Source organism: Aminiphilus circumscriptus DSM 16581, from assembly GCF_000526375.1.
Lineage (GTDB): Bacteria > Synergistota > Synergistia > Synergistales > Aminiphilaceae > Aminiphilus > Aminiphilus circumscriptus.
The window spans coordinates 118,490-141,303 of record NZ_JAFY01000001.1 but is presented as its reverse complement, the minus strand read 5'-3'; the positions used below and the strand labels follow the sequence as shown (position 1 = coordinate 141,303).

Sequence of the window (22,814 nt, the reverse complement as noted above, 5' to 3'; positions counted from 1 at the left end):
CCCGCCGCGTCTCAGAGGGCTCAGGAAATCAGGGAGCCTCGGCGGCAACGCCCGGGCCATAGAGAAAGCCCTCCAGGGAAAAGTTTCGGGGAAGCATGTCGAGATCGGCGTAGACCTCCCGCGATGTGCTGCCATCGTGCGACGGTCATCTCCCCCGGGGAAACGGCGTCGATGCGGAGCAGGGGAACCATCTGGCGCCACTCGAAGCGGGTGGAACTCCAGCATGTCCGGCGAGGTGTAGCGGGTGCTCACCAGTCTGGCCCGCCTTCTCCGGGTTCGCCATGGCGTGGCGCCACCCCCGGAGGCTCGCCTCGCGAAAGGCCCGAACCCGGTCGGGATGCGCGGCGAGTTCCACCTCGGAGGTGAAGAGCACATCGCCGTAGAAATCGATGCCCGCGTCGAGGGGCGTGTAGAGGACGAAGGGCACGTGTTCCCGGTCGAGAAAGTAGGGTTCGTAGGTGGAATAGGCGGAGATGGCCTCCGCGCGCCCTTCGAGCAGGTCCCGGTAGTCGAAGCTGTGTTTCCGTTCGGGTGACCGCATCCGGTGGAAGCCCCTCGCCGCCGCAGAAAGGCCAGCAGTTCCTCCGACTGGGGTTCGAGCATGATCCGCCGGCCCCGACAGGTCCATCACGCCCGGACGACCGCCGTCCTTCCGGGCGATGAGCACCAGGGGGGAATGCTGAAACACCGCCGCCAGAGCCACCACGGCCCGACCCGCCGCACGGGCGAGGAGAATTCCGCTCGCCCCCCACGCCGAAGGAAGCGCGTCCCTCCGTCACCTCCACCACCGGGTCCGTGCCAGGCCCGGGACTCCCGAATTCTCCACGGTCGAGCCCGCCTCGCGGTAGAACCCCTGTTCCAGCGCCACGTAATACCCGGCGAACTGAAAAGCTGGTCCATTTGAGCTGAGCGCCACCTTCTCCAGGGGCGCCGCGGACGCCGGAGACGACAGGCCCGGCGACAGCAGAAGCAGAAAGGGAAGGAAAAGAAGAAGAAAAAGAAGACAGCGGCGGAGAAGACGAAAAGGGCGCGCAACGGGGCTGCGGCCCGCGCCGGGCGTTCGCCCAGCCCTGAGGAAAAGCGGAGCAGGGAGCCGTCGGGTCCTGGATCAGGAACTCCCTCTCGCCGCATGCCACGGTCGCCCGCCAGGCGATGAAAAAGTGCCTCCCCGTGCACGAGAAACGCGCATCATCGCGAGCACCGCGGCGATCAGTACAGATCCGGGGCGCGTCCCGTCGAAGCAGGGAAGCCCTCCCGGAAGGACTTCACCTTCTCCAGGTCGAGGACGGCCCCGCCGAGGGTCTCGTCGCCGCCCGCCTCCCAGAGAGGCTCTCCCCAGGGATCGAGGATGACCGACTTTCCCGCGAAGGCGGTGCCCCCGCTCTCGCCGCAGCGGTTGCAGGCCACGACGAAGAGCTGTTCTCCACCGCCCGGGCGCGGAGCAGCAGGCTCCAGTGGGCGATGCGGAGGGACGGCCATTCGGCGCTCACAAAGAGCACCGTGGCACCCTCCAGGGCGAGCCGCCGGGAGAGTTCGGGAAAGCGGATGTCGTAGCAGATCTGGATCCCCGAGGGAACGCCGTCGATGTCGCAGCGGCACCGGCGTTGCCCCGCAGGAAGTAGCGGTCCTCCTCCATGAGGCGGATGCGGTGGATCTTGTCGTAGGTGGCGACAAGACGCCCCTCGGGGTCGATCACCTGGGCGCGGTTCGCATAGCCTCCGGGCACGGAGGCGAGGACGCTTCCTCCCACGAACCACAGGCCGTATTTCCGGGCCAGGCCCCGAGAAAGGCCGCCTCGGCCTCGCCGCCCGGGTGGCCAGCTCGCCGATGCGCTCCAGGGCGTAGCCGGTGGCTCCACAGCTCGGGCAGCACCAGCACCCGGGGAGCGCCCCTTTGCCGCCTCCGCGGCGAGCAGCGCCTCCACTTTGGCGAAGTTCGCCCCTCTGTCGCCGATGGTCACGTCAAACTGCAGCACTCCTGCGTCGAGCATGGGCATGGCCCTCGTCCTCCTTGTGTGCGCGCCGCCACCCCAAAGCGGCAGGGCGCGAGCATATCCAGCGTTTCGTTCCGGCGTCTTTTGCATGTCGTCGTGGCTTTTCCCCGGAGCATTCCGCGTGCGTTTTGCGGTTCGCGGATTTCGTCCGGGGACATCCCGGAGCGCGCTCCGGAACCCGTCCCCCGGTGCATGCCGAAACGTCCTCCGGCGCCTCCTTGGACCGCATCATCATATCAAAGGAAGCGCTGAAAAACATCACGCCGCTCTCGGCAGGACGGAATGCCGCCCGCGACCCGCGCTCCGCACGATCCGAACGAGGACACGCCTTGCGTGAGCAGCGTCAGCATTTCCCGAAAAGAAACCAGGCGGGAAACGGGGCGGCTGGAAAAAACAAGCAGTGGACCACCAAGAAGGGCCAGGAGCGCAGCGGGAAAAGCCTTTCACCAAGAACAGCCTCTTCCGGCTTCTGACCAACGTGATGTACACCGGCAAGGTCGATTACAAGGGAGCCATCTACAACGGCGAACACGACGGAATCGTCGACGTCGCTCTTCGGCAGCGGGTGCAGGTGCTCTCCGACGAAACGGCGGCACCGGAAACCGAACAACGCGGCCACGAACGTGAACTCACACGGCTGCACACCAGAGTCCAGCAGCTGGTGAGCGAGTCCTTCACCGCCGCCTCGAACAAAGGGGCAGCCATGGATCAGCTAGCTCGCCGACCTGCAGAATCAGATTTGGACCATAGACGTTTGAATTCTCCGGCCTGCGCAAAAACCGCGCAGGCCGGTGGAATGATGGGTTGGGCCGCATACGTGATTACCGATACGGCTTGGTGCTGACAAACACCCGAACACCTATATCCAGCGTGTCCGCAAGCCCCATCGCTTCAATTGCAAATTTATGATCGGCCTTTGGCCCGAAATAAATGATTGACTTGTTAGAAATTAGCCCAGGTTTGCTTGCAACATAGGCACGTTTTGGATCTCTGTCATCAAATACGACCTTTGAGGCTAGGGCATAGTTGTCTTTATGAACGATGGAGCGAATCTCTTGTTCCGATGAATATTCGGATGACTTGAACAGAAAAAGGAGAGGGTGTGTCGCTTGGATTACCTCTTCGAGGTCAGCCATCGCATTCCTGTAGCTTTTCCGTATAGCGTTGAGTCGTTTAACAAGAGCTTGCTCAAGTTTATGAACTGAACGATCTGCCGCAGCTGCACCACCGCCTCGTGTCTCAGTACCGTAGGTGACGCGGTAGAGTTGATTTGGAAATACAGAGCATAGATTTGCAAGGGGGATCATCAGACAAGAGCCCTTGCCATCAGCACCATAGAAACGCCAGTGATTTAAAGAGTCGCTTGTCGATTCTTCACCTGGCTTGATCGTAGTAGCTGTCCAGCACGAAAGAAACGTACACTTGTTGTAAGCAGAATAGAGAAGGCGCGATCTCCGTAGTTGAGCGAGACGTTCAACAAATGCCTCTTTATGATGTGGATGTTTGCATTTTCTTGCTGCCCGAATCATTACATCAACCAGATATCGGCCCTCCTCCGGATCATTCATGTAATCACCATCGAATTGCCGCATAAGATTTGTCTCAGCTTTCTGAAGGAGCAAGCGTGGTGTTTCTGCGACCGTGTAATGCGCAGCATATTCGGTAACGTCAGCACCAGTTACCCGTTGCGCATTGAGGAGGCTATCTACTTCGATGCGATATTCGTTGATGTTCATTGTGTTCTAGCGGCAATTGTGCAGGATTGTTGCGGCTCAACACCGTCGTTGCAGACGCAGTTATAAGCCTTCGCCTGCACCAACTTGTTCGGCCTTCCGTCTGTGCACATCAGATGCGAGAACCCAGCAGCAATCATCATGGCTCGGCAATCCGCTGTGGTTATCTCGTTGCCTTGTCGTCACAGTGCGGCTGTGAAGCCTTCTCTGCCCTGTACGGCCTCTGTCTGGATGGCTTGCTCGTCCGGTTCTCCTGCTTCGGGAAAGAATGCATTGGTTCCGCTGAAAAGACCGACTAGGTTGTAGACGTTGACGGCAATGCTCTTGACATTCTCCCTGCCGATTATCGCCAACGCGACGAGGGCAACAACCTGACCCAATCGGGACAAGCTGACTTGCCCGTGATGGTACAGGGGCGATCCGGGAACAGGAAAACGCTGCATCACGCCGTGCTGTGTGCATGGGAGGTCTACACCCAGCCACATCTGCTCCACCAGTTCCTCTGGAGTGTGCTCCGGCCCCAGCGGCTCGCACATGTTGTACCATGAGAGTCCGGCTTCGAGTATGCGTTCAATAGTCTTTCTACGGTCGGCAGGAGTCATGCAGGAATCAACGCCTTCACGAATGCGGCAGACATGATACGCTCCCGTCACAGTCACACCCGCCGCGCGGAACTCTTGCAGTTGAGACGCCGTAACATCGCCGACATTTGCCAGTATCTCCAGTTGCGCGGGAATCCGTCGGCGCAATTCCGCACACAGGTCACGAAACCACTCTAACCCGAAGCGGTGCATGGTCATGAGAAAGACACCTTGCGCTCCACCGCGGGCGAATCGTTCACATCGCGCTATGATCTCATCCGTCGACAGGAGCGCCGGTTGAATGGATGTATTCGATTTGGCGAAGAAGCAGAAAGCACAGTCTCCCTCACACGGGGCCATGTCAACGCCGATCTGGCCCAACAGCAGTCCGCTGTTCCCGAATCGCCGACGATTCACTGCGGTAGCCGTCGCACGCAACAAAGATGCTTCCAAAGATGTTTCCGGAAGGCCGAGTAGCAGCGTTGCCTCCGCCTTCGTGATCGGCCTGCCATCAGCAGCGCTCTTTAGCATGCGTTCAACTTTTGCATCAGATTCCATGTGCTTCCCTTCTTCTTTAGTGAATATTTAATTAATCTGCACTTCCGCCCCGAAGGGCTCGGCGCGGTTTGTGCCAAGCGACGCGAAAGCACAAACCGTGACAACAGAAATTGTTAGGGTTAGGTTGAAACAGTTGCTGGGTTAATTTGGATTAAATTCTTGCGATTGAGAAATTAAGTAACTTTCCAACTCATATGCAAAGTCTGAAAATGGTATGTTGCTTATTGATGAAAATAAATCTTGAATATCCATATGCCACAATGTGCCTTTCTTGGGTTAAAATATAAAATCTCCTTTATATCATGTAGATCGCTAGCTAAATGATTTAATGCAGCATAAACAATAAGTTGTCTAATATCTGATGGAAATATTTGTCGATCTCCAGTTTTTATTTCAACTAGATTTTTTTTGATAATAAATCTCCCTCACAATTGCTCAAGATTCCGCAACCTGGGAAAAATGGGTGAAATGATAGATCATCAGATAGTGTTTCTTTCATGCATAACGCCATTAACTCAATAATTTTTATATTTATTGAGCTTAGTGAGTATTCACTAAGATAATTTCTTGGAAATCGTTCGATCTCGGGCTTAGATAGCTCAAAAATATCTTTTATTTTAGGTTCGCTAGCTAATGACCATTTGACATGCTCCCCTAAAATAGGACCACTGAAAGAGTTAGAGAGCCCCACAACCAGGAGGTGCCAAAGGGAGCATGAAATAACGGTTCAGCGATGAGCAGAGAGTCGCAATCCTGCGTGAAGGTGAGGGTGAATCCGATTCCATTCGCGACGTATGCAGAAAGCATGCCATTACGGAAACGACCTTTTACCGATGGCGGCGCCGCTTTGGAGCCATGTCGAAGCCTGAGGTTCGCCGCCTGCGCGAGCTTGAACGGGAAAATGAGCGCCTCAAGCGCATGATGGCCGAACGGGATATCGAGCTGGACATCATCAAGGAATTTCTGGCAAAAAACTCCTGACGGCACAGCAACGAAGGAGAGCCGTGACGTTCTGCATGTCGCGAGGGCTTTCGGAACGTCGTAGCTGTGCCATCGCCCGGATCAGTCGTTCCAGCTACCGTTACATACCCGATCCCGATCGGGACGAGCAACTGACGAGCGAAATCAAGCAGATCGCAAAAGAGCACCGGCGTTACGGATACCGCCGCGTGTGGGCTTTGCTCCGACGCAGGAAGCGGTATGTCAACCACAAACGCGTGTATCGACTGTGGAAAAGCGCCGGGTTGTGCCTGCCGTCGTGTAAACGGCGCAAACCAGCCCCGAAAAGGGGGTACATCCCCATGACGGCACTCCATCCGAATCATGTCTGGACCTATGATTTCATGGAAGACCGGACTGCGAACGGCCAAAAGATCCGGATACTCAACGTCGTCGACGAGTTCACGCGCGTCTGCCTCGCATGTGAAGTCGCCCGCTGGTTCGACGCAAGGGCAGTGATTGCCGTTCTCGAAGAACTTTTTGCTCGAAACGGGATGCCGGAATATCTGCGTTCCGATAACGGCCCCGAGTTCATTGCCAAGGATCTGAAAAGCCGGCTTGCCTCCCGAAACGTCCGGCCGTACTACATCGCCCCGGGCTCCCCATGGCAAAACGCATATGTAGAGAGCTTCAACGGCAAGCTTCGGGAAGAATGTCTGAATCTTGAAACCTTCGCATCACTGCTGGAAGCACAGGTGATCATCGAAAGCTGGCGCGTTTACTACAACGAGGCGCGACCTCACCAAAGCCTCGAGTACAAAACACCCTGTGAATTCCTCGAAATCTATCGGCAAGGAGTTGATGGCATGAACGACAAAGTGCGAAAAGATCTCTCGGAAGGGGAGCCCCTTGTCACCGAAGTGCTCACCCAGAGAGTACCGTCGTGACGTAGGGCTGATTTTCCGGGAGCTGTCGATACTAACTTTCCTCGTGGTACTCAATTTGGGGGCTGGTCACATTGCATAAAGTAATTAAATGATAGCATTCCATTAATTGATCTATACTTAGGATTATCAATATCTTGCAAAGATTCATATGGCTGAGCAAGATGCCTTTTGTTAATTATATGCGTGCATGAATTAAGCCATGGTGTATATTCTGACCAAAAAGAAGCATGCCCTTTAGCCAATAAAGTTTCGGAAATCATAATGGTATCCTCCGTCCATTAATAATATTTTTAGTACTTGCCCAATTTCTTAATATTATTTCAATCTCAGAAAACTGTCCCTTGGCATGATCACGCCAATGCTTTCCTTCATCACGCAGAAAGTAAGAAGCAACGAGAAAAGCGCACCTTTCCCAAGGAGTAAATGTTGCAAATTGTGTTCTTAAATTTACCAACCAATAATGATTACCGAAATTTGCCATAGCATAAATGCTATTGGTTCTTACTAGAATGTAGGAATTATTAGAATAAAGGTAATCAATTGCCTGAACTGAACGTTCAATATTTATTTTTGAAAAAAGTCGAATAAAATACGCTGCATTGTTTTCTGCTTGGAAGAGATAGGAGTCTTCTTCTGCAAGTTTGGCTAATATTTCAACAACATGTTTTTTGTATCATCATAAAGATCGTCAACTTTTTTATATAATACCTGTAGAATTGTTGGAAGAACAGGATATAAAACATCAAGATTGGAGCAAATAGTCTCTACTGCTAGATTTAGCTTTTCGCCTGACAAAAAAGCAATTGAACTCATTAATTGCTTTCCCAAGGCTATATGTATTTTACTTTTCTTTATTTCGTCCTTTATAAGATTGATAATATCAAATCCGTTCAATTTATCTTTTAATCTTACATAATCCTCATCGGAACTAAGAGAATACGGATCATAATGTATATGAATCCTCATAAATTCATCTCGATCTTTATTTTCAATATTATCTTCACCCTCAAGATTTGCTTTTGCATGGCTAATAAACTCATTTTTAGTTTGTATTTGAGCTTTACTCTTTTGAAGTGTTAGTCCCCAATTTCGAAGCATGTATTCTACGCACCATTTTAATTTATGATATGCATCCTCTTTTGAAAATGAAAAAATAATGTAGTCGTCGACATACCTAAAAAAACGGAATCTTTTGCTTATCATAAGCTGGTCCATTGAATTTAATAATAGTTCAGCTAATATTCGTGCAGCATTACCGCCAACAGGCAATCCATATGAATCATTATTTGATACATCTTGAAGTATTCTCATTATTTGGTTCTTGACTTCAGGATCAGCTCCTATCCGCATTATTGCATTTTCCAATCTATGATGATAAATCCTATTGTAGAAATCTGAAATGTCAAATCTAACCACAAATAATCTATCAATACTTTCAGCTTCCTCTAGTGCAGTTGAGTAAAATCCTCTCCAATTAATATCTTTATCAAATAGATAACCAGATTCTTCATTGGACTTATACCTGTATGAGAAAACGGACTTTTTTTCTATAGGAACACGTTCTTGTTCAATTTTTTCTGCAATTTTTAATACTTTATATAAAAGAAATGCATTCCATATAGGATCTATTTGTGTTGCCCAACGATAAGATGTATATCCAACTGGAATACATGATTGAATTGTGCATACGGGATATTTACTAAGCCAATTATCGAAGTTTGCTTCTATGTCTTTAAGTATAGCTTCTATTGCAGACGGATTATCGAATAATACCATGTTTTCAATTAGGAAAGGAAATATATCCGTATCGCCAAGTTTGGAAATATTATTTATAGCTAAATTTAAACTATTCATCATAGCGCTCCTATTATTTCTTTATTCAGGTGCCGAAGGCGTCAACCTAACGTTTGAATTCACCGGCCTGCGCGGCTTTTCGCGCAGGTCCGGTGGAATGAGAGGTTAGACCTGTACGTCATTGGCGTTGTAGAAGGCGATGAGCTTGTAAATGCGCTCAACGTAAACAATGAACTGGCCGAGATTGGCAAGAATTACACCTTTATCGAGGTCGGGAATAATCTGTGGATGCCCTACAGCGTTTCGTGTATGACGGTAGAAGTTGAACGCACCATCAAGCAGTTGTTCCAAGTCTTGGGCGAGAGGGAGTTCCTTGGGTTTTGGCGTTGCGGATTTGTATGAGCGTTTGAACTCGTCATACTTGACTGAGATCATCTTGTTATTGACCCGCGAGAAGAATGCTTCTCGATTTTTGTCGTCCTTGATGCGGTTTCCGTAAGACTCGATGAGCAGCAAGATGGCCTTTTCGCTTGCTGCGCCTAGCATGAAGGCAGCGCCAGCCGCGCTTCCAGCTTTGTAGCACCGCAACGCTTCTTGAAAGAACCACAACACAACACCATCGCAGTCGGGCGCCCGCTCCTGAAGGGTTTGGGGAAATTTTTCGATCTCGGCCGGCAAGAGAATGCCGGGTGCCGCAGTACCAGACTCAATGCTCGTCTTTAGATCTGTGACCCATTTCTTGAGCTCTGAGTCAGCTCCCTCTACGTGGATTTTGCCGGAGTTGTACACAATGATTCCCGCCTTGTTTGCCCCGGACTTCACCGAGAACTTTGTGGCGTACTGAATCTCCTGCTCTCCTTCTAAAACCCCGTTCTGGTTTAGTAGTTCGCGCACCGCATTGCATACTTTTTCGTCACCGTTGGACATTCATGGCTCCGGTAAGTGTGTGTAGGTCTAACAACGGCTATATGGTTTCTTCATAACGCCTTTGAGCCGCGAAATCGCGGTAGAAAACCCCGCAGGCAATTCTGTCGTAACGCCGGCATAGGCATGGGGTCAGACCTTGTTCCACAACGAATGCGGGGAAATAGATGGTTTCCATAGAAGACACCTTCCTTTCGCCTCTACAAATCGTCCACGGGACTTCTGACGCCCTTGCCGCCCCGGTTTAAGGACATGGGTGGAAATCATGGTCGTCTTTACGTCTTTGTGGCCCAGCAGTTCCTGCACTGTCCGGATGTGGGTGGGCAGTTTGTCTTCTTGGGCCGGCTTAGCGACAGTCGATCTACCCATCTTCAGGTATTGCGCCGCTTCAATGACTGTCAGTTACTTGGTTTTCCATAAATCTTTCTTTCACGCACCCTTACTCATACGTCGCGTAACGTCGGATAGTATTTATTTGCTTACCACGAGCAGGGCCGTTTTGTCAAGCTGTGATTTCAGTTATTTTTGATTCTACTCCAAAGAATGCGTTAAAAATGATTACGGAGAGGGGATGCAAAGAAAGAAGGTCATGGTGTAGGGTGTCTGCGGCGCACAAGCAACCCGCGCCTTTGGGAGGCAATAGGCCATGACCGCACTGTGCGTCGAAACCTCCGAGGCATGGCTTTTGTCCAGCCGCTCTCTCAGGCAGGGACCTGTTGCTCGAACACAAAAAGGCACTCCCGGAAAAGTGCGGCGGATCGCCGCAGACGGCCAGTCGAACACCAGAAAAACCTTTTTGTGCAACTTGACGCACTCAACTCCGAACACGATGAAACCCTTTTTGCGCGGGCGGAACGCACACAACTTCCGGCTCGCCGGGAAAGCGATCCCTTCGCGGCGTTGCGGGGGCATTCTCTGCGGCATCGACAGGGGTGTGGCCTAGGTGTTTCTCGCGGCCCTTTCCGCCCGAGGGCTTGCGTCGCTGCCGCCCGCGACCCGCGCTCCTGCCGGGAAGCGCCATGCCGCAACGCTCTCGTTCTCATGGCAACGGACAGTAAAAATGTCCGACCGCGCAACCCTTTCGTGCTCATTGACGCAAGGTATATCTTCTATTATTATTCGGAATGCACCACTCTGCCACGGGGAGGCGCGCCGGAAAAAGGGCGCACGACCCTTTGCGGCGAAGGTGGTCACGATGCACCGCCCCGCGGGGGCGGACTCGATTTTCTCTCGTAGGAGGCGGTTGTGGTGTTTCGCAAGTGTCTGGCTCTCGTGCTCGCGGTTCTTCTGTCCGGCGGAGGTATGTCTTTCGCCGCACCTTCCTGTTGTGGCCCCGCCTTTGCGGCGGAACCCTTCCGCATCGCCATCATGACCCCCACGCTCTCCTCCAGCGAGGACGAGTTCCGGGCCGGGCAGAACATGGCGAAGAAGTACCCCGATATCGTGAAGCACATCACGCATCCGGACAATTTCAACGCCGAGATCGAGACCACCATCAGCCAGATCGTCTCCCTGGCGGACGATCCGCAGATGAAGGCCATCGTCATCGCCTCCGGCGGATCGGGCTTTCTCCCGGCCATCCAGAAGGTGAAGGAGAAGCGCCCGGACATTCTCTTCATCACCGCTCCCATCTGGGACGACCCGGTGCTCATGAGCAAACACATTGATCTCTGCCTGGACACGGACTGGATCCGCCGGGGGGAGACCATCGTGCGCAAGGCCCAGAAGATGGGGGCCAAGACGTTCATCCACTACTCCTTCCCCACGCACCTCGCGAAGGAAGTCATCTCCATGCGCAAGAGCATGATGGAGAAGACCTGCGCCGAGCTGGGCATGACCTTCGTGGAGGTCATCACGCCGGACCCGCAGGCCGGTGACGGCGTGGCGGCCATGCAGCAGTTCCTGCGGGAGGACCTGCCCCGACAGATCGCCCTCTACGGCAAGGACACGAATGTCTTCGGCTCCAACTGCCCCATGTACGACGTGATCATCGACGAGGCCATCAAGCAGGGCTTCATCGTGGCGGAGCAGTGCTGCCCCACGCCCACCCAGGCGTTTCCCACGGTGATGGGGCTCGAGATCGAGCCGGAGGACCAGGGAAATTTCGAGAAGATCAACGCCATGATCCGGGAGTACGCGGCGGCCCACGGCATGACGGGGCGCCTTGCGGGATGGCCCATTCCGGTGACGATCTACCTGCCGGAGTTCGCCGTGGAGGTGGCGAAGCGCATGATCGAGGATCCCTCCTTCAAGGCGACGGACGCCAAGGAACTCGAGGCCTTCGGGAAGTCCCTCTTCGGCGTGGGCGCGGAGTTCAACCACTATCAGGACATGCCGAACTATCTCGTGATGATCATGGAATCCATCATCTACTAAGAGAAGCCGATTGCGCCGTCGTGGAGACACTGCTTGACATTTCCGGGCTCTCCAAGCGGTACGGAGACTGTGAGGCCCTGAGAAACGTCTCCTTCTCCCTCGCCCGGGGAGAGATCGTGGCGCTTCTCGGGGCCAACGGCTCAGGGAAAAGCACGCTGCTGCACATTCTCTCCGGACACGAGGTGATTTTCGCCACGGGGTCCTGGCAGGGGCGCATCGTCCTCGACGGTGTGCCCCTTTCGCTGCGTTCCCCCCGGGATGCGCTGCGGGCGGGCATCGGCATGGTGCACCAGGAACTCTCCCTGTTGCCGGGGCTTTCCGCGGCGGAAAATCTGTTCCTCACCCGGGAGCGGACCCGCACGTCTCTGCCGGGGCGCCTCGCCTTCCTCGACTGGGTGGACCGGGCGGCGCAACGGGAGGAGGGCGCGGCGGTCCTGGCGGAACTGGGCATCCGGGCCGGAACGGAAGTGCCCGTGCGACGTCTCTCCCTGCCGGTGCGGCACCTGGTGGAGTTCGCCCGGGAGCGCAGCCGGGGCGATCTGCGCCTGCTTCTGCTCGACGAGCCCACGTCGTGCCTGAACCGCGGCGACAGCGACACCGTGCTCGACGCGGTGCGGACCCTCGCGGCCCGGGGAACGGGGGTGCTCTTCGTCTCCCACAAGATCTCCGAGGCAATCGCCCTGGCGGACCGCATGGTGGTGCTCCGGGACGGGGAAGTGGCGGGGATCTTCTCCCGGAGGGACGCGGACGAGCGCACGCTTGTGCGGGCCATGTTCGGCGGGGACCTTTTCGCCGTGGCGCCGCACGCCTCCAGGCCCGACACCGAACCCGGACCCGACGGATGCGCGGCGATCCTCCCGGAGACATGCGCCCTGAAGAACCCGAAGCATTCGGGACAGAGGGCACATCCGGAGAGAGAAGGAGAAGAAAAAGGGAAGGGCGCAACCATCCCGGCGGTTCCGGCGGGCGGAAAAACGGCGGAGGAAGCCCCGCCGGTGCTGGCCTTCGAGAACGTGACCACCGCAACGCCGGACGAGAACCTCCGAAACTTCTGCCTTGCGGTCCGACCCGGGGAGATCCTGGGCGTCACGAGCCTCCTCGGTCAGGGCAAGGGGGCCTTTTCGCGCTTCTTCTCGGAGGAGCACATGCCTTTTTCGGGAACGCTCCGCCTCGCGGGGCGCACCGTGACGGTGCGGGACGCGTCGTTCCGGCGACACGTTGCCTTTCTCTCCGAGGACCGCCGCCGGGACAGTCTGCTTCTGGAGCGGAGCGTGCTGGAGAATCTCACGTTTCCCGCCTACGCGCTGGCGGGGCGCTTTCGTCGCATGGGGCCGCTGGGGCTCTTCGACCGCGCCGAGGCGGAGCGCTACGCCGAGGAAGCGGTGCGGCGCTACGGCATCACCTGCGTCTCCCTGAACCAGCCCGTGCGGGAGCTCTCGGGCGGAAACCAGCAGAAGGTGGCGGTGGCGAAGGCGGCGGGGCTCTCTCCGACGGTGCTGGTGGTGTGCGAGCCCACACGGGGAGTGGATCTGCGGACCAAGCGGGCTCTTCTGGAGTGGTTCGCGGAGCTGAACCGCGAGGAGGGCATGACCATCGTCATCTGCTCCGGCGAGCCCGAGGACCTTGTGGGCTTCTGTTCCCGCATCGCCGTGCTCCGGGAGGGACAGGTGCGGCGGATGCTCGGCCGAGACGCGGACGAGGCGGCGCTCCTCGCCGCGATGGAGATGGACCGGGAGGCGGACGGGGACGGCGCGGCGAACGGGCCGGAGTGCGGCGGAGGTCTCGTCGGAGCCGTGCCCGGCGCACCGGAGGCAAGGCGATGATGCGGCACATCTCCCCGCCCACGAGGATCATGCTCGTTTTTCTTGTGGTGCTCTTGGCCCTGGCGCTGAAGGCGGGCATCGATCCGGCGAGGCTCGCCGGGGATGCGCTGCGCAAGCTCGGCATGAGCGCCGTGCTGGTGCTCTCCCTCGTTCCCATGATGCGGGCGGGCATGGGGCTCAACTTCGGCATGCCCATCGGCGTCTCCGCGGGGCTTCTGGGCATGTGCCTCTCCATGAACGCACGGCTGACCGGCGCGGCGGGCTTCGCGGCGGCCCTCGGCGGGGCCGTGGCGGTGGGAAGTCTCTTCGGCTATGTCTACGGGCGCATTCTCAACGTCGCCAAGGGGCGGGAGGAGGTGGCGGGGGTCTTTCTGGGCTACGCCTTTCTTCCTCTCATGTCCGTCTTCTGGACGCTCGCTCCCTTTTCGAACCGGAAGATGCTCTACCCCGTGGGAGGACAGGGGCTGCGCCCCCGCATCGGCCTCGATCCCTTCTTCGCGGGGGTGCTCGACAAGGGGTTCGACCTGACGGTGGGGGGCGTGGCGGTGCCGCTGGGGCTTTTGCTCTTCGCGGGGGTGCTGCTGGCGCTGGTGGCCCTTTTCTACGCCACGGCGACGGGAAAGACCTTCTCCGTGGTGGGGGAGAACGAGCGCTACGCCCGCATCCTGGGCATCTCCGTGGAGGGACGCCGCATCGCGTCGGCGCTCTTGTCCACCGTGCTCGCCGCCGTGGGCATCTGCGTCTACGCCCAAAGTTACGGCTTCGCCGAACTCTACGAGTCGGCGTCGGTCATGACCTTTCCCGCCGTGTGCGCCCTCCTCGTGGGCGGCGCCTCCAGATGGCGGGCCGGGGCGGCGAACGCCCTTCTCGGCGTGGCCATCTACCAAACCATGTACCTGCTCTCCACGCCCGTGGCGAACGCCTATCTCGCCTCGGAGACGACGGAGCTTTTCCGCATGGTCGTCACGAACGGAGTGATCCTCTATGCCTTTCTTCGGCGATAGCGCAGCGGGAGGACCGCCTCCGGCGGTTTCGGTTCCGGAACGGGATGCGAGCGAAGGAAACGGCGGCGCGCACGGCGGAGGAAACGCGGGAGCCGGAGCGGGCGGAAGCGCCGCGGGGCGGGCCGGGGCATGGCTCGCCGCCCATCCCATGCCGTTGCTCTTTCTGGTGCTCTGCGCCGTGGGAATCCGGCTGGCGGGACTGAGCCTTCCCTTCGTGGCGGAGGAGGTGCTCACCCGCCTCTGCCGTGACACGGTGCTCGCCCTCGCGCTCATTCTGCCCATCACGGCGGGCATGGGGCTGAACTTCGCCCTTCCCGTGGGGGCCATGGCGGCCCAGGGGGGGCTTTTGATCGCCGCCTGCGCGGGGCTGAGCGGAGGCGCGGCCGTGGGGACCGCCCTGGCGGTGGCGCTGCCCCTCGCGGCGCTTCTGGGGGCGCTCATCGGCACGGTGCTGAACCGGGTGAAGGGGCGGGAGATGATCGTCTCCATCGTCATCGGCCTGCTGGGGTCGAACCTGTACCAGTTGCTCTGCCTGGGCGTGCCGGGGCGGCTGATCGCCGTGGCGAATCCGTCGGTGCTCCTCTCCAAGGGAAGCGGACTGCGCAACTCCGTGGATCTTGAGTTCTTCCGGCACATTCTCCGGAACGTGGGACACGTGACGGTGGGAGGCGTCTCCTTCTCGGTGGGGTCGCTTGTGGTGGTGTTGTTCTTCGCGGCGGCGGTGCACTGGCTGCTCCATTCCCGCTTCGGCCTCCACGCCAGGGCCGTGGCGGACGACCGGGACCGGGCGGCCCTCTGCGGCATCGTTCCGGACCGGTTGCGCCTTCAGGCCATGGTGCTCTCCACCGTGCTCGGCGCCTGCGGGCAGCTCATTTACATTCAGGACCTGAGCATTCTCAACGTCTACACGGGGCATCTTCTGTCGGATATCTTCGCCGCCGCGGCGCTCCTAGCGGGGGGCGCCACGCTGCGCTCCGCCACGGTGGGGCAGGCCGTGCTGGGGGTAGTGCTCTTCCACACGCTCTTCGTGGTCTCCCCCATGGCGGGACAGAACACCCTGTCCAACGCGGCCATCGGCGAATACTGCCGCTCCTTCATCGCCTACGGCGTCATCGCCCTGGCGATCCTCCTGAATCGCAGAAAGGAAGGAATGTCCGCATGACGACACTCCAGCGCACACAGCACAAGGGCGACAAGGGCGACGAAGGGCACGCCATGGGAGCGCCACGGCACGCCCCCGCGGCGCTGTCGAAGATTCCGGCGCTCCGGGAGGCGAAACTCCTCGCCGTGCGGGACGCCAAGGAAGCGGGCGTTCCCGTGGTGGGGCTCTACTGCACCTACAGCCCCCGGGAACTCGTTCTCGCCGCGGGGGGCATTCCCGTGGCGCTCTGCGGCTACAAGCAGGACCCACTTCCGGCGGCGAGCCGGGACCTGCCCGCCAATCTCTGCCCCGTGGTGAAGACGCTCTACGATCTGGCCGCCACGGACACCTGCCCCTACTTCCACTTCTGCGACATTCTCTTCGCCCAGACCACCTGCGACGGGCGGAAGAAGGCCTACGAATTCATGGGGCGCCTGAAACCGCTGCACATCATGGATCTTCCCCAGCTTCCCGACGCCCCCCACGCCCTCCCCCTCTGGCGGGGCGAGCTGGAGCGACTGAAGCAGTTCCTCGAAACCCACACGGGCAGAACCATCACCGAGGAGGCCCTGCGCGACGCCGCCCGGGCCACGAACCGGGAGATGCGCCTTCTGAAGCGCCTTTTCGACGCGAACCGGCGCATCCCCGCCCCCTTGAGCGGCAGGAATCTGCTGGAGGTGATGTCCGTCACCGCCTACAGCGACGTGCGAGGCATGGGGCTGGCCCTGGCGGAGGAGCTTCTGGCGGAGATCGACGCGGACACCTCCGGGAAATTCCGGGGCGCTCCGGCCTCCGCGCCCCGGGTGCTCCTCACGGGCGTGCCCGTGGGCATCGAGACCGGCAAGGTGATCGAACTCGTGGAGGACGGCGGCGGCGCTGTGGTGGCCATGGAGAACTGCGGCGGTTACAAGGTCGTGGACTATCTGGCCGACGAGGAGGACCCCCGGGACATGCTCACGGTCCTGGCGGAGAAATATCTGCGCATTCCCTGCTCGGTCATGAGCCCCAACACGCGGCGCCTGGAGCTTTTGGGACGCATGGCGAGGGACTTTGCCGTGCAGGGCGTGATTGATCTCACCTGGCAGTCCTGCCACACCTACAACATCGAGTCCACCGCCGTGGGGACCTTCGTGCGGGAGACGCTGGGGCTTCCCTTCCTGCACATCGAGACGGACTTCTCCCCCTCGGACCGGGAGAACCTGCGCACCCGCATCGAGGCGTTTCTGGAGATCCTCTGAGCTTCGGGAAAGTCCTGAAAAAACACCACGTCGCCCTTGGAAAAACGCGAGGCGATGGAGATCGCGAGAGAGGAAAAACCACTTATGCAGAGGAACCTCTGAAAAACGCCACGCCACCCCCGGAAAAACGCGAGGCGATGGAGATCAAGAGAGGACAATTCCTCCTTGATCAGAGGTTCCCAGGGTTTTCCGAGCAAGCTCGGACTCAAGGCGACGAACGACGCACGCCTTCGCCGTCTCCGGAAATCCTCTTGATCTTCGGGAAAGCCCTGCTTTCAGAGGGTTTTTTCTCTCCTCACCCTCGGGGCGCCGCCGCGCCCTCCTGAGGTCAGCGTGGCGCTTTGCAGAGGTCCCTCATCCCTCAGAGAATCCGAGGGATGCAGGGAACAATCTTCCTCACCGAAACCGAGTTTTTCTTCGATGAGGCCTCATCCCTCAGAGAATCCGAGGAAACCAGGGAATTGCGAGGGCGGGACAGTTTTCACGGAGCGCTGACGAGACGGCGGCCCAGCTCGAAGGCCTTGTCGCAGTCCCGGGGAAAGACCTCCCGCCGCCGCGCCGCCTTCGCCTCGGGATCGAAGCGCTCCGCGTCCATCTTCGAATAGTCGGAAAACTGGAGCGTGTCGTAGCTGCACAGCAGCTCCGCCTTGCCGAGAAACATCTCCAGCAGCATCCGGGAGAGTTCCATGGCCGTCTCAAAGCCAGCCTGGCGACTCTGCTCTTCCGTGGCCCCCAGCGTGTAGAGCACGGCCGTCGGAATCCGCCTCGGAAAGAGCGACCGGGGCGGATCGGAGTAGACCAGCGCAGGAAACACGAGGCGCTCGAAGAAGGAGCGCATCTCCCCGGTCATTCCTCCGAGATAGACGGGGGAGCCCAACACAAGGGCATCCGCCGCCCACGCCGCATCAAGCAGCGGGGTCAGGCCGTCCCGCATGGCGCACCGTCCCTTCCGGGGCATTCCCTTGGTCTTGCAGGCGAAACAACTCGTGCACCCCTTGTAGTCCAGATCGTAGAGATGCACCAGGTCGGTTTCAGCACCCACCGACGCCGCCCCCTCGCAGACCTTGCCGAGGAGCGTCGCGGTGTTCCAGTTCTTTCTCGGACTGCCGTTCACGGCGAGCAGCTTCATTTGTTTCTCCGCCTCCTTCATTGACCATTGACCGCGCTTCGAGCGCGCCTCCTCGTTTGTTCCGCTCCAGGGATCAGAGCAGCGACGTGAGCCGTTCCCGGAGGGGCAGGCCGTCGTGCCAGGCCTTGCCCACCTTCTCGCCCACCGCCCAGTAGGCATTGTCCGGCATGGTGAGCACGAAAGGACGCACCTTCGTGACGTCGGGCATACCGTTCGTGAGATAGCGCTCTTCCGTCCAGGTGCCGATCACCTCACCGATGAAGAGCAGGTCCGCGGGCAGTTCCACGGTCTTCACGACGCGGCACTCCATGGCCACCGGGCACTGCCGGATCAGGGGCGCCTTGCTCAGGGAACCGTAGAACACCTCGAAAAATGCGGATTTGTCCACCTGGCGACCGCTCACGAGGCCCATGAGGTCCGTCTCCGCCACCAGATCCACGGAGGGAATGTTGATGCTGAACTCTCCGTTGGCGACAACGCCGTCCCGTGTGGCGTGGTCTCCCAGGGCGACGGCCATGTACGCCGGTCTTGCGTTGACCCGGCTGACCCAGGCCACGGCCTGAAAGTTCACCCGGTCACCGAGCATCGCCCCCACCAGAACCTGTGGCTGGGGCAGCAGAAACGGATTGTTTCCCACGTTGATCTTTTCCATGCGGCTCTTGTCCATGTCGCTCTTTCCCATGTCACTCTTCTCCATCGCGCATCTCCTCCTCTCTGTCCTCACACCGCCTGGATCGTCACACCTCCCAAGCCGTCACAGATCCCAGGGAAGCCCTGAATAAAGATCTTTCGCTTTCCCCTGACTCGGCATCAGGCTCCGCGAGGCACTTTCAGGGCTGACGTAGCCTTATTCAGAGATTCCCTAGGTCGTCACACCCAAAATCCGCTTCGTTCCGGGAATCAGGTCGTCCAGGTACGCAAGGTCGTTGTGCACCCGCGCCAGGACGAGCGTTCCCTCGAAGAGGGCGAAGACCGCGCGGGCCAAAAGCGCCACATCCGCGCCGGAGTCGATCTTTGCCGCGTCGCGGGCGTCCGAGATCGCCTGGCGGAAAAAGGCGAAATGCCCCGCGAGGATCCGGTGGACCGTGCGCGTGATCCGCTCGCTTCCCTGGACCATCTCGGCTCCCACGTGCAGGTAGGGGCAGCCGCAGATGCATCCTCCTCCGGCGCGGCGTTCCACGTTGAGGCGACGGACCTGGTCGAAATAGTCGAAGAGGCGCTCCAGGGGGTCTTTTTCGGCGGCGAAGATGCGGCGCATGGCGGGAAGAGAGTGCTCCCAGTGTTCCTCTAGCGCCTGGGCGGCCAGATCCTCCTTGGAGGCGAAGAAATGGTAGAAGCTGCCCTTTTTGACCTCCGCGGCCTGACAGATGGCCTCCACACCCACGGCGTCGTAGGTCCGGGTCCAGATAAGATCCAGCGCCGCATACAGCAGGCGTTCTCGTGCATCGCTCGTTCGTCCCACGACGCTCCTCCTCCGGGATGTCCGTCTGAAAACACGCACGACGTGAAAAGGCGCTTCCGAAATGCTTCCTCCGGCATGTTCTTCTGAACATGCTCCTCCGGAACTCTCTTTTGAAAAAACCTTTTCGAACCATGTCTCCGAATGCTCTTTCCACAAACGAAACGCTCCTCCGGAAGGTTTCTTCTGCAAACGCTCCTCCGGAACGCTTTTCCGGATGCTCCTTCTGCAAACGCCCCTTCGGAAAGCTTCTCCGGATACTCTTCTGAAAAACGCCTCTCCGAAACACTTCTCTGGAAGGCTTCTTCTGCAAACGCCCCTCCGGAAGGCTCTTTCGAAAACACTTCTCTGCAATCTTCTCCGCGATGCGTTGCCCGGCAGAGTTGCCCAGTGTGAGGGTCATTATAGTTGACCGTTCGGTAAAGATCAAGCCACAGTGGAAAATCGAAGATGTCGCAGGGGCTCTCTGCGGACATCCCCGCGCCTCCGCGAAGCGGAAGGGCGGAAGAGAAACTCTACATGCCCGTTTCCCTTCTTGCCTTCTGCGGGCACCCCCGCGGGGAGGAAGGACACGCGTAAGCGCGAAGGGGTATACTTCGGACGCAGGTCTCCGGCGCGTTCCAGCGGAGCGCGGCGATGCCTTCGGCAAGGCGCTCTTCTCGCCCTCCGCAAAGGGGCGAAAGGCACTCCCCCGGACCGACGCAAGAGAGCGACGGACACGGAGCGACGAGGCACCGGACGAGGCGCGGAGCGGTCCGGCCTCTCAGGAATCCTCGCTGAGCCTGATGCGACCCGAGTCAAGGGAAAGCGAAAGGTCTTTATTCAGAACTTCCAAAAGAGAAGGGCGAGAAAGGAAAGGATGAGGGAAGGGGAGCGGAGGATGGGCACGTGACGCGGGGTATTGAAAAAGCAGCGAGTCAAGGGTTTGGGGAGGGGGGCGGAGGATGGGCACGTGGCGCAAGGTACCGGTGGAGACGCCCGAAGGTGTGCGGGAGGGCATCGCGCCGCTGGTGCTCTCGGCGAGCCGGGCGACGGATATTCCCGCCTTTTACCTGGAGTGGTTTCTGGAGCGGCTCGACGCGGGATACGTGCGGTGGCGCAATCCCTTCGGCGGGGCGGAGCAGTTCGTGTCGCTCCGGGACGTGCGGGCCTGCGCGTTCTGGACCAAGAATCCCGCGCCGCTTCTGGCGGCGGCGGAGCGTCTGGAGGCACGTTTTCCCTTTGTGGTGCAGATCACGGTGAACGACTACGAGGCGGAGGGACTGGAGCCGGGGGTACCGCCCCTGGCGGAGCGGCTCGGGGCCTTTGTGCGGCTTTCGCGACGCATCGGGCGGGAGCGGGTGATCTGGCGCTTCGATCCGCTCCTCCTCGGCGGCGGGCTCTCGGCGGAACGGCTCCTCGCAAAGGTGGAGGCCGTGGGAGAGGCCCTCGCCCCCGCGACGGAACAGCTCGTCTTCAGCTTCGCCGACGTGGCGGAGTACCGCAAGGTGCGCGCCGCCCTCGACCGGGCGCGCCTTCCCTTCCGCGCCCCCACCGAGGACGAGATGCACCGCCTCGCCGAAGGCATCGGCGCACTCTGCCGGAAATGGGGCCTTCGGGGGCCACCTGCGCGGAACGGATCGACCTGGAGGCATACGGCATCGGGCACAACCGCTGCATCGACGGCGACCTGCTGCGGCGCATCGCACCACACGACCCGGTGCTGTGCCGTTTTCTGCGCGGCACGACGGCGGCAGGCGCGCCGGAAACGGCGCGGCAGACCCTGCGGTTTCCCGCGGCCTGTGCGCCGGGAGAATCCGCACCCGGGGCGGCCCCGGCCCCGAACCGAGGAAAGGACCGGGGGCAGCGCGCCGCCTGCCGCTGCATTCCAAGCAAGGATATCGGTGCCTACGGCACCTGCCCGGCGGGGTGCGTCTACTGCTACGCCACCGCCTCGCCCGAGGCGGCGCGGGCGCGCCTGCGGGCGCTCGCCCCGGGACAGGACTGCCTGGGGGGGTGAGGGGGCGGCGTGTCACGCCCCTGGCGAGGAAGGCGGAGAAGTGCGTCCGGTCTCCACGAACCCGCGATGGCGGAAGACGAGGGTGCGGCGCACGCTGCCGTCGGGCTGCATCTCGTCCAGGGAGACGCGTTCGCTGAAGGCATACAGGGGCACCAGTCCGCGCACCCGCAACGCCTCCTCCAGCTCTCCCATGAGAAAGGGGGCCCCGCCGATCATGACCCGGCGGATCGCGGGTCGCATGCCGTTTTTCCGGAATCGGCGGAGCATTTTTCAGTACTTGTCACATGCAACCGAGCAGCTATTCCGTGGATTCCGACAGGTCAGGGAGGAACCGCCGTGCCGGGACCACGGCGATGGTTCCGGCGGTAAGCCCCAGCTCGGTCATGGCCTCACTCAAAGCCACAGGCTCCCGTTTCCGCGCCTGCGGGTCCGCCAGAGACTCGCACACCTGGACCAACAAGCGCGGCCGGCCGCGCACCGGGACGATGAAATCGACCTCCCGGCCGGTCCTGGTTATGGGTACTCCCGGTCATGATTTTTTCTGGATCTTGTCTTATCCGGTCATACATATACCCGGTTCAGCATCAAAGCATCAAGAATTCTTCCCGGATGCCATCATCTTCCCATATTCGCTCATTCTCCCGGCCCGGACAACCGGCCCGCCGACGCTCCTTCCTCACCTCGTGACACTCACTTCGGGGACTGGTCACCAGGGCTCACCTCGTGACACTCACTTCGGGGGCTGGTCATTTCCCCGGCCGCGTCGTCGCGGTTGCGAAAACCATTCCACGGTATCTCGCGACATGCCTCCGCCTTGTGTCGTGCATCGCTCCTTTGCGTTGCCTTTTTTCCTGCTCTTTCACGTCGACCAGCTGCACTGCTTTTTCATGCCGCTCCGTCACGCTCTTTTTCTGCCTCGTCTCGCTTTGCATTGCTCTTTGCATTGCTCTTTGCATTGGTCTTTCGCGTTGTTGCTCGGCGGTGTTCTTTTGTATTGCTCCGCTCCCCCCTTCCCTGGACTTTCCGAAGGGCGTACACTGCCCCTGAAGAGCGACGCGCGGAGAGATCCTCGAAGGCAGACACAGGGACAAGGACAGGGCATCGGGGCTGCTCTCGGCTTGCGCCGGTGGCCGACCCGAAGGCATGCGCACACGGGACAGGGAAATCACGCAAGCG

Annotated in this window: 17 protein-coding genes and 4 pseudogenes; 9 read left to right on the top strand and 12 right to left on the bottom strand. The window is 59.1% G+C overall.

Annotation, left to right across the window (positions count from 1 at the left end; all coding sequences use genetic code 11):
• Window positions 1-145: 145 nt before the first annotated feature.
• The 3 genes and pseudogenes from K349_RS15900 to K349_RS19555 form a co-directional block, all read right to left on the bottom strand.
• On the bottom strand, window positions 146-706 hold the full coding sequence (locus K349_RS15900) for an ABC transporter substrate-binding protein (protein ID WP_025745714.1): 561 nt from the start codon (window positions 704-706) through the stop codon (window positions 146-148).
• A gap of 503 nt (window positions 707-1,209) precedes the next feature.
• Window positions 1,210-1,586: pseudogene (locus tag K349_RS19560) on the bottom strand (nitrilase-related carbon-nitrogen hydrolase).
• Window positions 1,487-1,996, bottom strand: coding sequence for a carbon-nitrogen hydrolase family protein (locus K349_RS19555; RefSeq protein WP_051464152.1), 510 nt, complete (start codon window positions 1,994-1,996; stop codon window positions 1,487-1,489). The pseudogene K349_RS19560 and the gene K349_RS19555 overlap by 100 nt, the downstream one beginning before the upstream one ends.
• A 397-nt stretch (window positions 1,997-2,393) precedes the next feature.
• On the opposite strand from K349_RS19555, the gene K349_RS0100615 reads away from it, so the two are divergent.
• On the top strand, window positions 2,394-2,837 hold the full coding sequence (locus K349_RS0100615; protein WP_025745712.1) for a hypothetical protein: 444 nt from the start codon (window positions 2,394-2,396) through the stop codon (window positions 2,835-2,837).
• Here K349_RS0100615 and K349_RS18975 read toward each other — a convergent pair.
• Window positions 2,815-3,729, bottom strand: a complete 915-nt coding sequence (locus K349_RS18975; protein ID WP_157367220.1) for a hypothetical protein — start codon at window positions 3,727-3,729, stop codon at window positions 2,815-2,817. The two genes, K349_RS0100615 and K349_RS18975, sit on opposite strands and share 23 nt — an antisense overlap.
• A 179-nt stretch (window positions 3,730-3,908) precedes the next feature.
• The gene (locus tag K349_RS0100600) at window positions 3,909-4,865 is read right to left on the bottom strand and encodes a radical SAM family protein (protein ID WP_025745706.1); all 957 of its coding nucleotides are present in this window, start codon (window positions 4,863-4,865) and stop codon (window positions 3,909-3,911) included.
• A gap of 735 nt (window positions 4,866-5,600) precedes the next feature.
• On the opposite strand from K349_RS0100600, the pseudogene K349_RS15890 reads away from it, so the two are divergent.
• Together K349_RS15890 and K349_RS17580 are read left to right on the top strand one after the other, a co-directional pair.
• Window positions 5,601-5,846 (top strand): annotated as a pseudogene (locus tag K349_RS15890) (transposase); the annotation flags it as partial.
• Window positions 5,847-5,869: 23 nt separating this feature from the next.
• A complete protein-coding gene (locus tag K349_RS17580) occupies window positions 5,870-6,751 on the top strand; it encodes an IS3 family transposase (RefSeq protein ID WP_169731274.1) in 882 nt (293 codons plus the stop codon).
• A gap of 645 nt (window positions 6,752-7,396) precedes the next feature.
• Here K349_RS17580 and K349_RS18365 read toward each other — a convergent pair.
• The 3 genes and pseudogenes from K349_RS18365 to K349_RS20200 all read right to left on the bottom strand — a co-directional run.
• Window positions 7,397-8,608 carry an RNA-directed DNA polymerase gene (locus K349_RS18365; protein ID WP_084460088.1) on the bottom strand — a complete coding sequence of 404 codons (1,212 nt, stop codon included), beginning with the start codon at window positions 8,606-8,608 and terminating at the stop codon, window positions 7,397-7,399.
• 102 nt (window positions 8,609-8,710) lie between these two features.
• On the bottom strand, window positions 8,711-9,472 hold the full coding sequence (locus K349_RS15885) for a hypothetical protein (protein WP_034264043.1): 762 nt from the start codon (window positions 9,470-9,472) through the stop codon (window positions 8,711-8,713).
• 129 nt (window positions 9,473-9,601) lie between these two features.
• Window positions 9,602-9,784 (bottom strand): annotated as a pseudogene (locus tag K349_RS20200) (hypothetical protein); the annotation flags it as partial.
• Window positions 9,785-10,717: 933 nt separating this feature from the next.
• Here K349_RS20200 and K349_RS0100570 point away from each other — a divergent pair.
• The 5 genes from K349_RS0100570 to K349_RS15880 are packed head-to-tail and all read left to right on the top strand — an operon-like array spanning window position 10,718 to window position 17,051.
• Window positions 10,718-11,845: a DUF3798 domain-containing protein gene (locus tag K349_RS0100570; protein ID WP_025745700.1), complete on the top strand. Its 1,128-nt coding sequence runs from the start codon at window positions 10,718-10,720 to the stop codon at window positions 11,843-11,845.
• Between the two features lie 20 nt (window positions 11,846-11,865).
• On the top strand, window positions 11,866-13,668 hold the full coding sequence (locus K349_RS0100560) for an ATP-binding cassette domain-containing protein (protein ID WP_051464150.1): 1,803 nt from the start codon (window positions 11,866-11,868) through the stop codon (window positions 13,666-13,668).
• The gene (locus K349_RS0100555) at window positions 13,665-14,672 is read left to right on the top strand and encodes an ABC transporter permease subunit (protein WP_025745695.1); all 1,008 of its coding nucleotides are present in this window, start codon (window positions 13,665-13,667) and stop codon (window positions 14,670-14,672) included. The genes K349_RS0100560 and K349_RS0100555 overlap by 4 nt, the downstream gene beginning before the upstream one ends.
• Window positions 14,653-15,834 (top strand): ABC transporter permease subunit, encoded by a 1,182-nt coding sequence (locus K349_RS0100550; protein WP_025745693.1) that lies wholly within the window; start codon window positions 14,653-14,655, stop codon window positions 15,832-15,834. The genes K349_RS0100555 and K349_RS0100550 overlap by 20 nt, the downstream gene beginning before the upstream one ends.
• Window positions 15,831-17,051 (top strand): double-cubane-cluster-containing anaerobic reductase, encoded by a 1,221-nt coding sequence (locus K349_RS15880; protein WP_211240301.1) that lies wholly within the window; start codon window positions 15,831-15,833, stop codon window positions 17,049-17,051. The genes K349_RS0100550 and K349_RS15880 overlap by 4 nt, the downstream gene beginning before the upstream one ends.
• A gap of 481 nt (window positions 17,052-17,532) precedes the next feature.
• On the opposite strand, the gene K349_RS0100540 is transcribed toward K349_RS15880, so the two are convergent.
• The 3 genes from K349_RS0100540 to K349_RS19260 all read right to left on the bottom strand — a co-directional run bounded on the left by K349_RS0100540 (window position 17,533) and on the right by K349_RS19260 (window position 19,642).
• Window positions 17,533-18,180, bottom strand: coding sequence for a flavodoxin family protein (locus K349_RS0100540; RefSeq protein WP_025745691.1), 648 nt, complete (start codon window positions 18,178-18,180; stop codon window positions 17,533-17,535).
• Window positions 18,181-18,253: 73 nt separating this feature from the next.
• Window positions 18,254-18,877, bottom strand: coding sequence for a flavin reductase family protein (locus K349_RS0100535; RefSeq protein ID WP_211240300.1), 624 nt, complete (start codon window positions 18,875-18,877; stop codon window positions 18,254-18,256).
• 165 nt (window positions 18,878-19,042) lie between these two features.
• On the bottom strand, window positions 19,043-19,642 hold the full coding sequence (locus tag K349_RS19260) for a TetR/AcrR family transcriptional regulator (protein WP_025745687.1): 600 nt from the start codon (window positions 19,640-19,642) through the stop codon (window positions 19,043-19,045).
• A gap of 941 nt (window positions 19,643-20,583) precedes the next feature.
• Between K349_RS19260 and K349_RS20005 the strand changes: the two are divergent.
• A pseudogene (locus K349_RS20005) lies at window positions 20,584-21,638 on the top strand (DUF1848 domain-containing protein).
• 12 nt (window positions 21,639-21,650) lie between these two features.
• On the opposite strand, the gene K349_RS20000 reads toward K349_RS20005, so the two are convergent.
• Window positions 21,651-21,878 (bottom strand): hypothetical protein, encoded by a 228-nt coding sequence (locus K349_RS20000; RefSeq protein ID WP_084460085.1) that lies wholly within the window; start codon window positions 21,876-21,878, stop codon window positions 21,651-21,653.
• Window positions 21,879-22,814: the final 936 nt, after the last annotated feature.

Excerpts from the sequence above, each read along its gene's own strand:
- K349_RS15880 (WP_211240301.1), top strand. The coding sequence starts at position 15,831 with ATGACGACACTCCAGCGCACACAGCACAAGGGCGACAAGGGCGACGAA.
- K349_RS0100540 (WP_025745691.1), bottom strand. The coding sequence starts at position 18,180 with ATGAAGCTGCTCGCCGTGAACGGCAGTCCGAGAAAGAACTGGAACACC.
- K349_RS15885 (WP_034264043.1), bottom strand. The coding sequence starts at position 9,472 with ATGTCCAACGGTGACGAAAAAGTATGCAATGCGGTGCGCGAACTACTA.
- K349_RS0100600 (WP_025745706.1), bottom strand. The coding sequence starts at position 4,865 with ATGGAATCTGATGCAAAAGTTGAACGCATGCTAAAGAGCGCTGCTGAT.
- K349_RS0100550 (WP_025745693.1), top strand. The coding sequence starts at position 14,653 with ATGCCTTTCTTCGGCGATAGCGCAGCGGGAGGACCGCCTCCGGCGGTT.
- K349_RS19555 (WP_051464152.1), bottom strand. The coding sequence starts at position 1,996 with ATGCCCATGCTCGACGCAGGAGTGCTGCAGTTTGACGTGACCATCGGC.
- K349_RS18975 (WP_157367220.1), bottom strand. The coding sequence starts at position 3,729 with ATGAACATCAACGAATATCGCATCGAAGTAGATAGCCTCCTCAATGCG.
- K349_RS18365 (WP_084460088.1), bottom strand. The coding sequence starts at position 8,608 with ATGATGAATAGTTTAAATTTAGCTATAAATAATATTTCCAAACTTGGC.
- K349_RS0100535 (WP_211240300.1), bottom strand. The coding sequence starts at position 18,877 with ATGGAGAAGAGTGACATGGGAAAGAGCGACATGGACAAGAGCCGCATG.
- K349_RS0100555 (WP_025745695.1), top strand. The coding sequence starts at position 13,665 with ATGATGCGGCACATCTCCCCGCCCACGAGGATCATGCTCGTTTTTCTT.
- K349_RS20000 (WP_084460085.1), bottom strand. The coding sequence starts at position 21,878 with ATGCGACCCGCGATCCGCCGGGTCATGATCGGCGGGGCCCCCTTTCTC.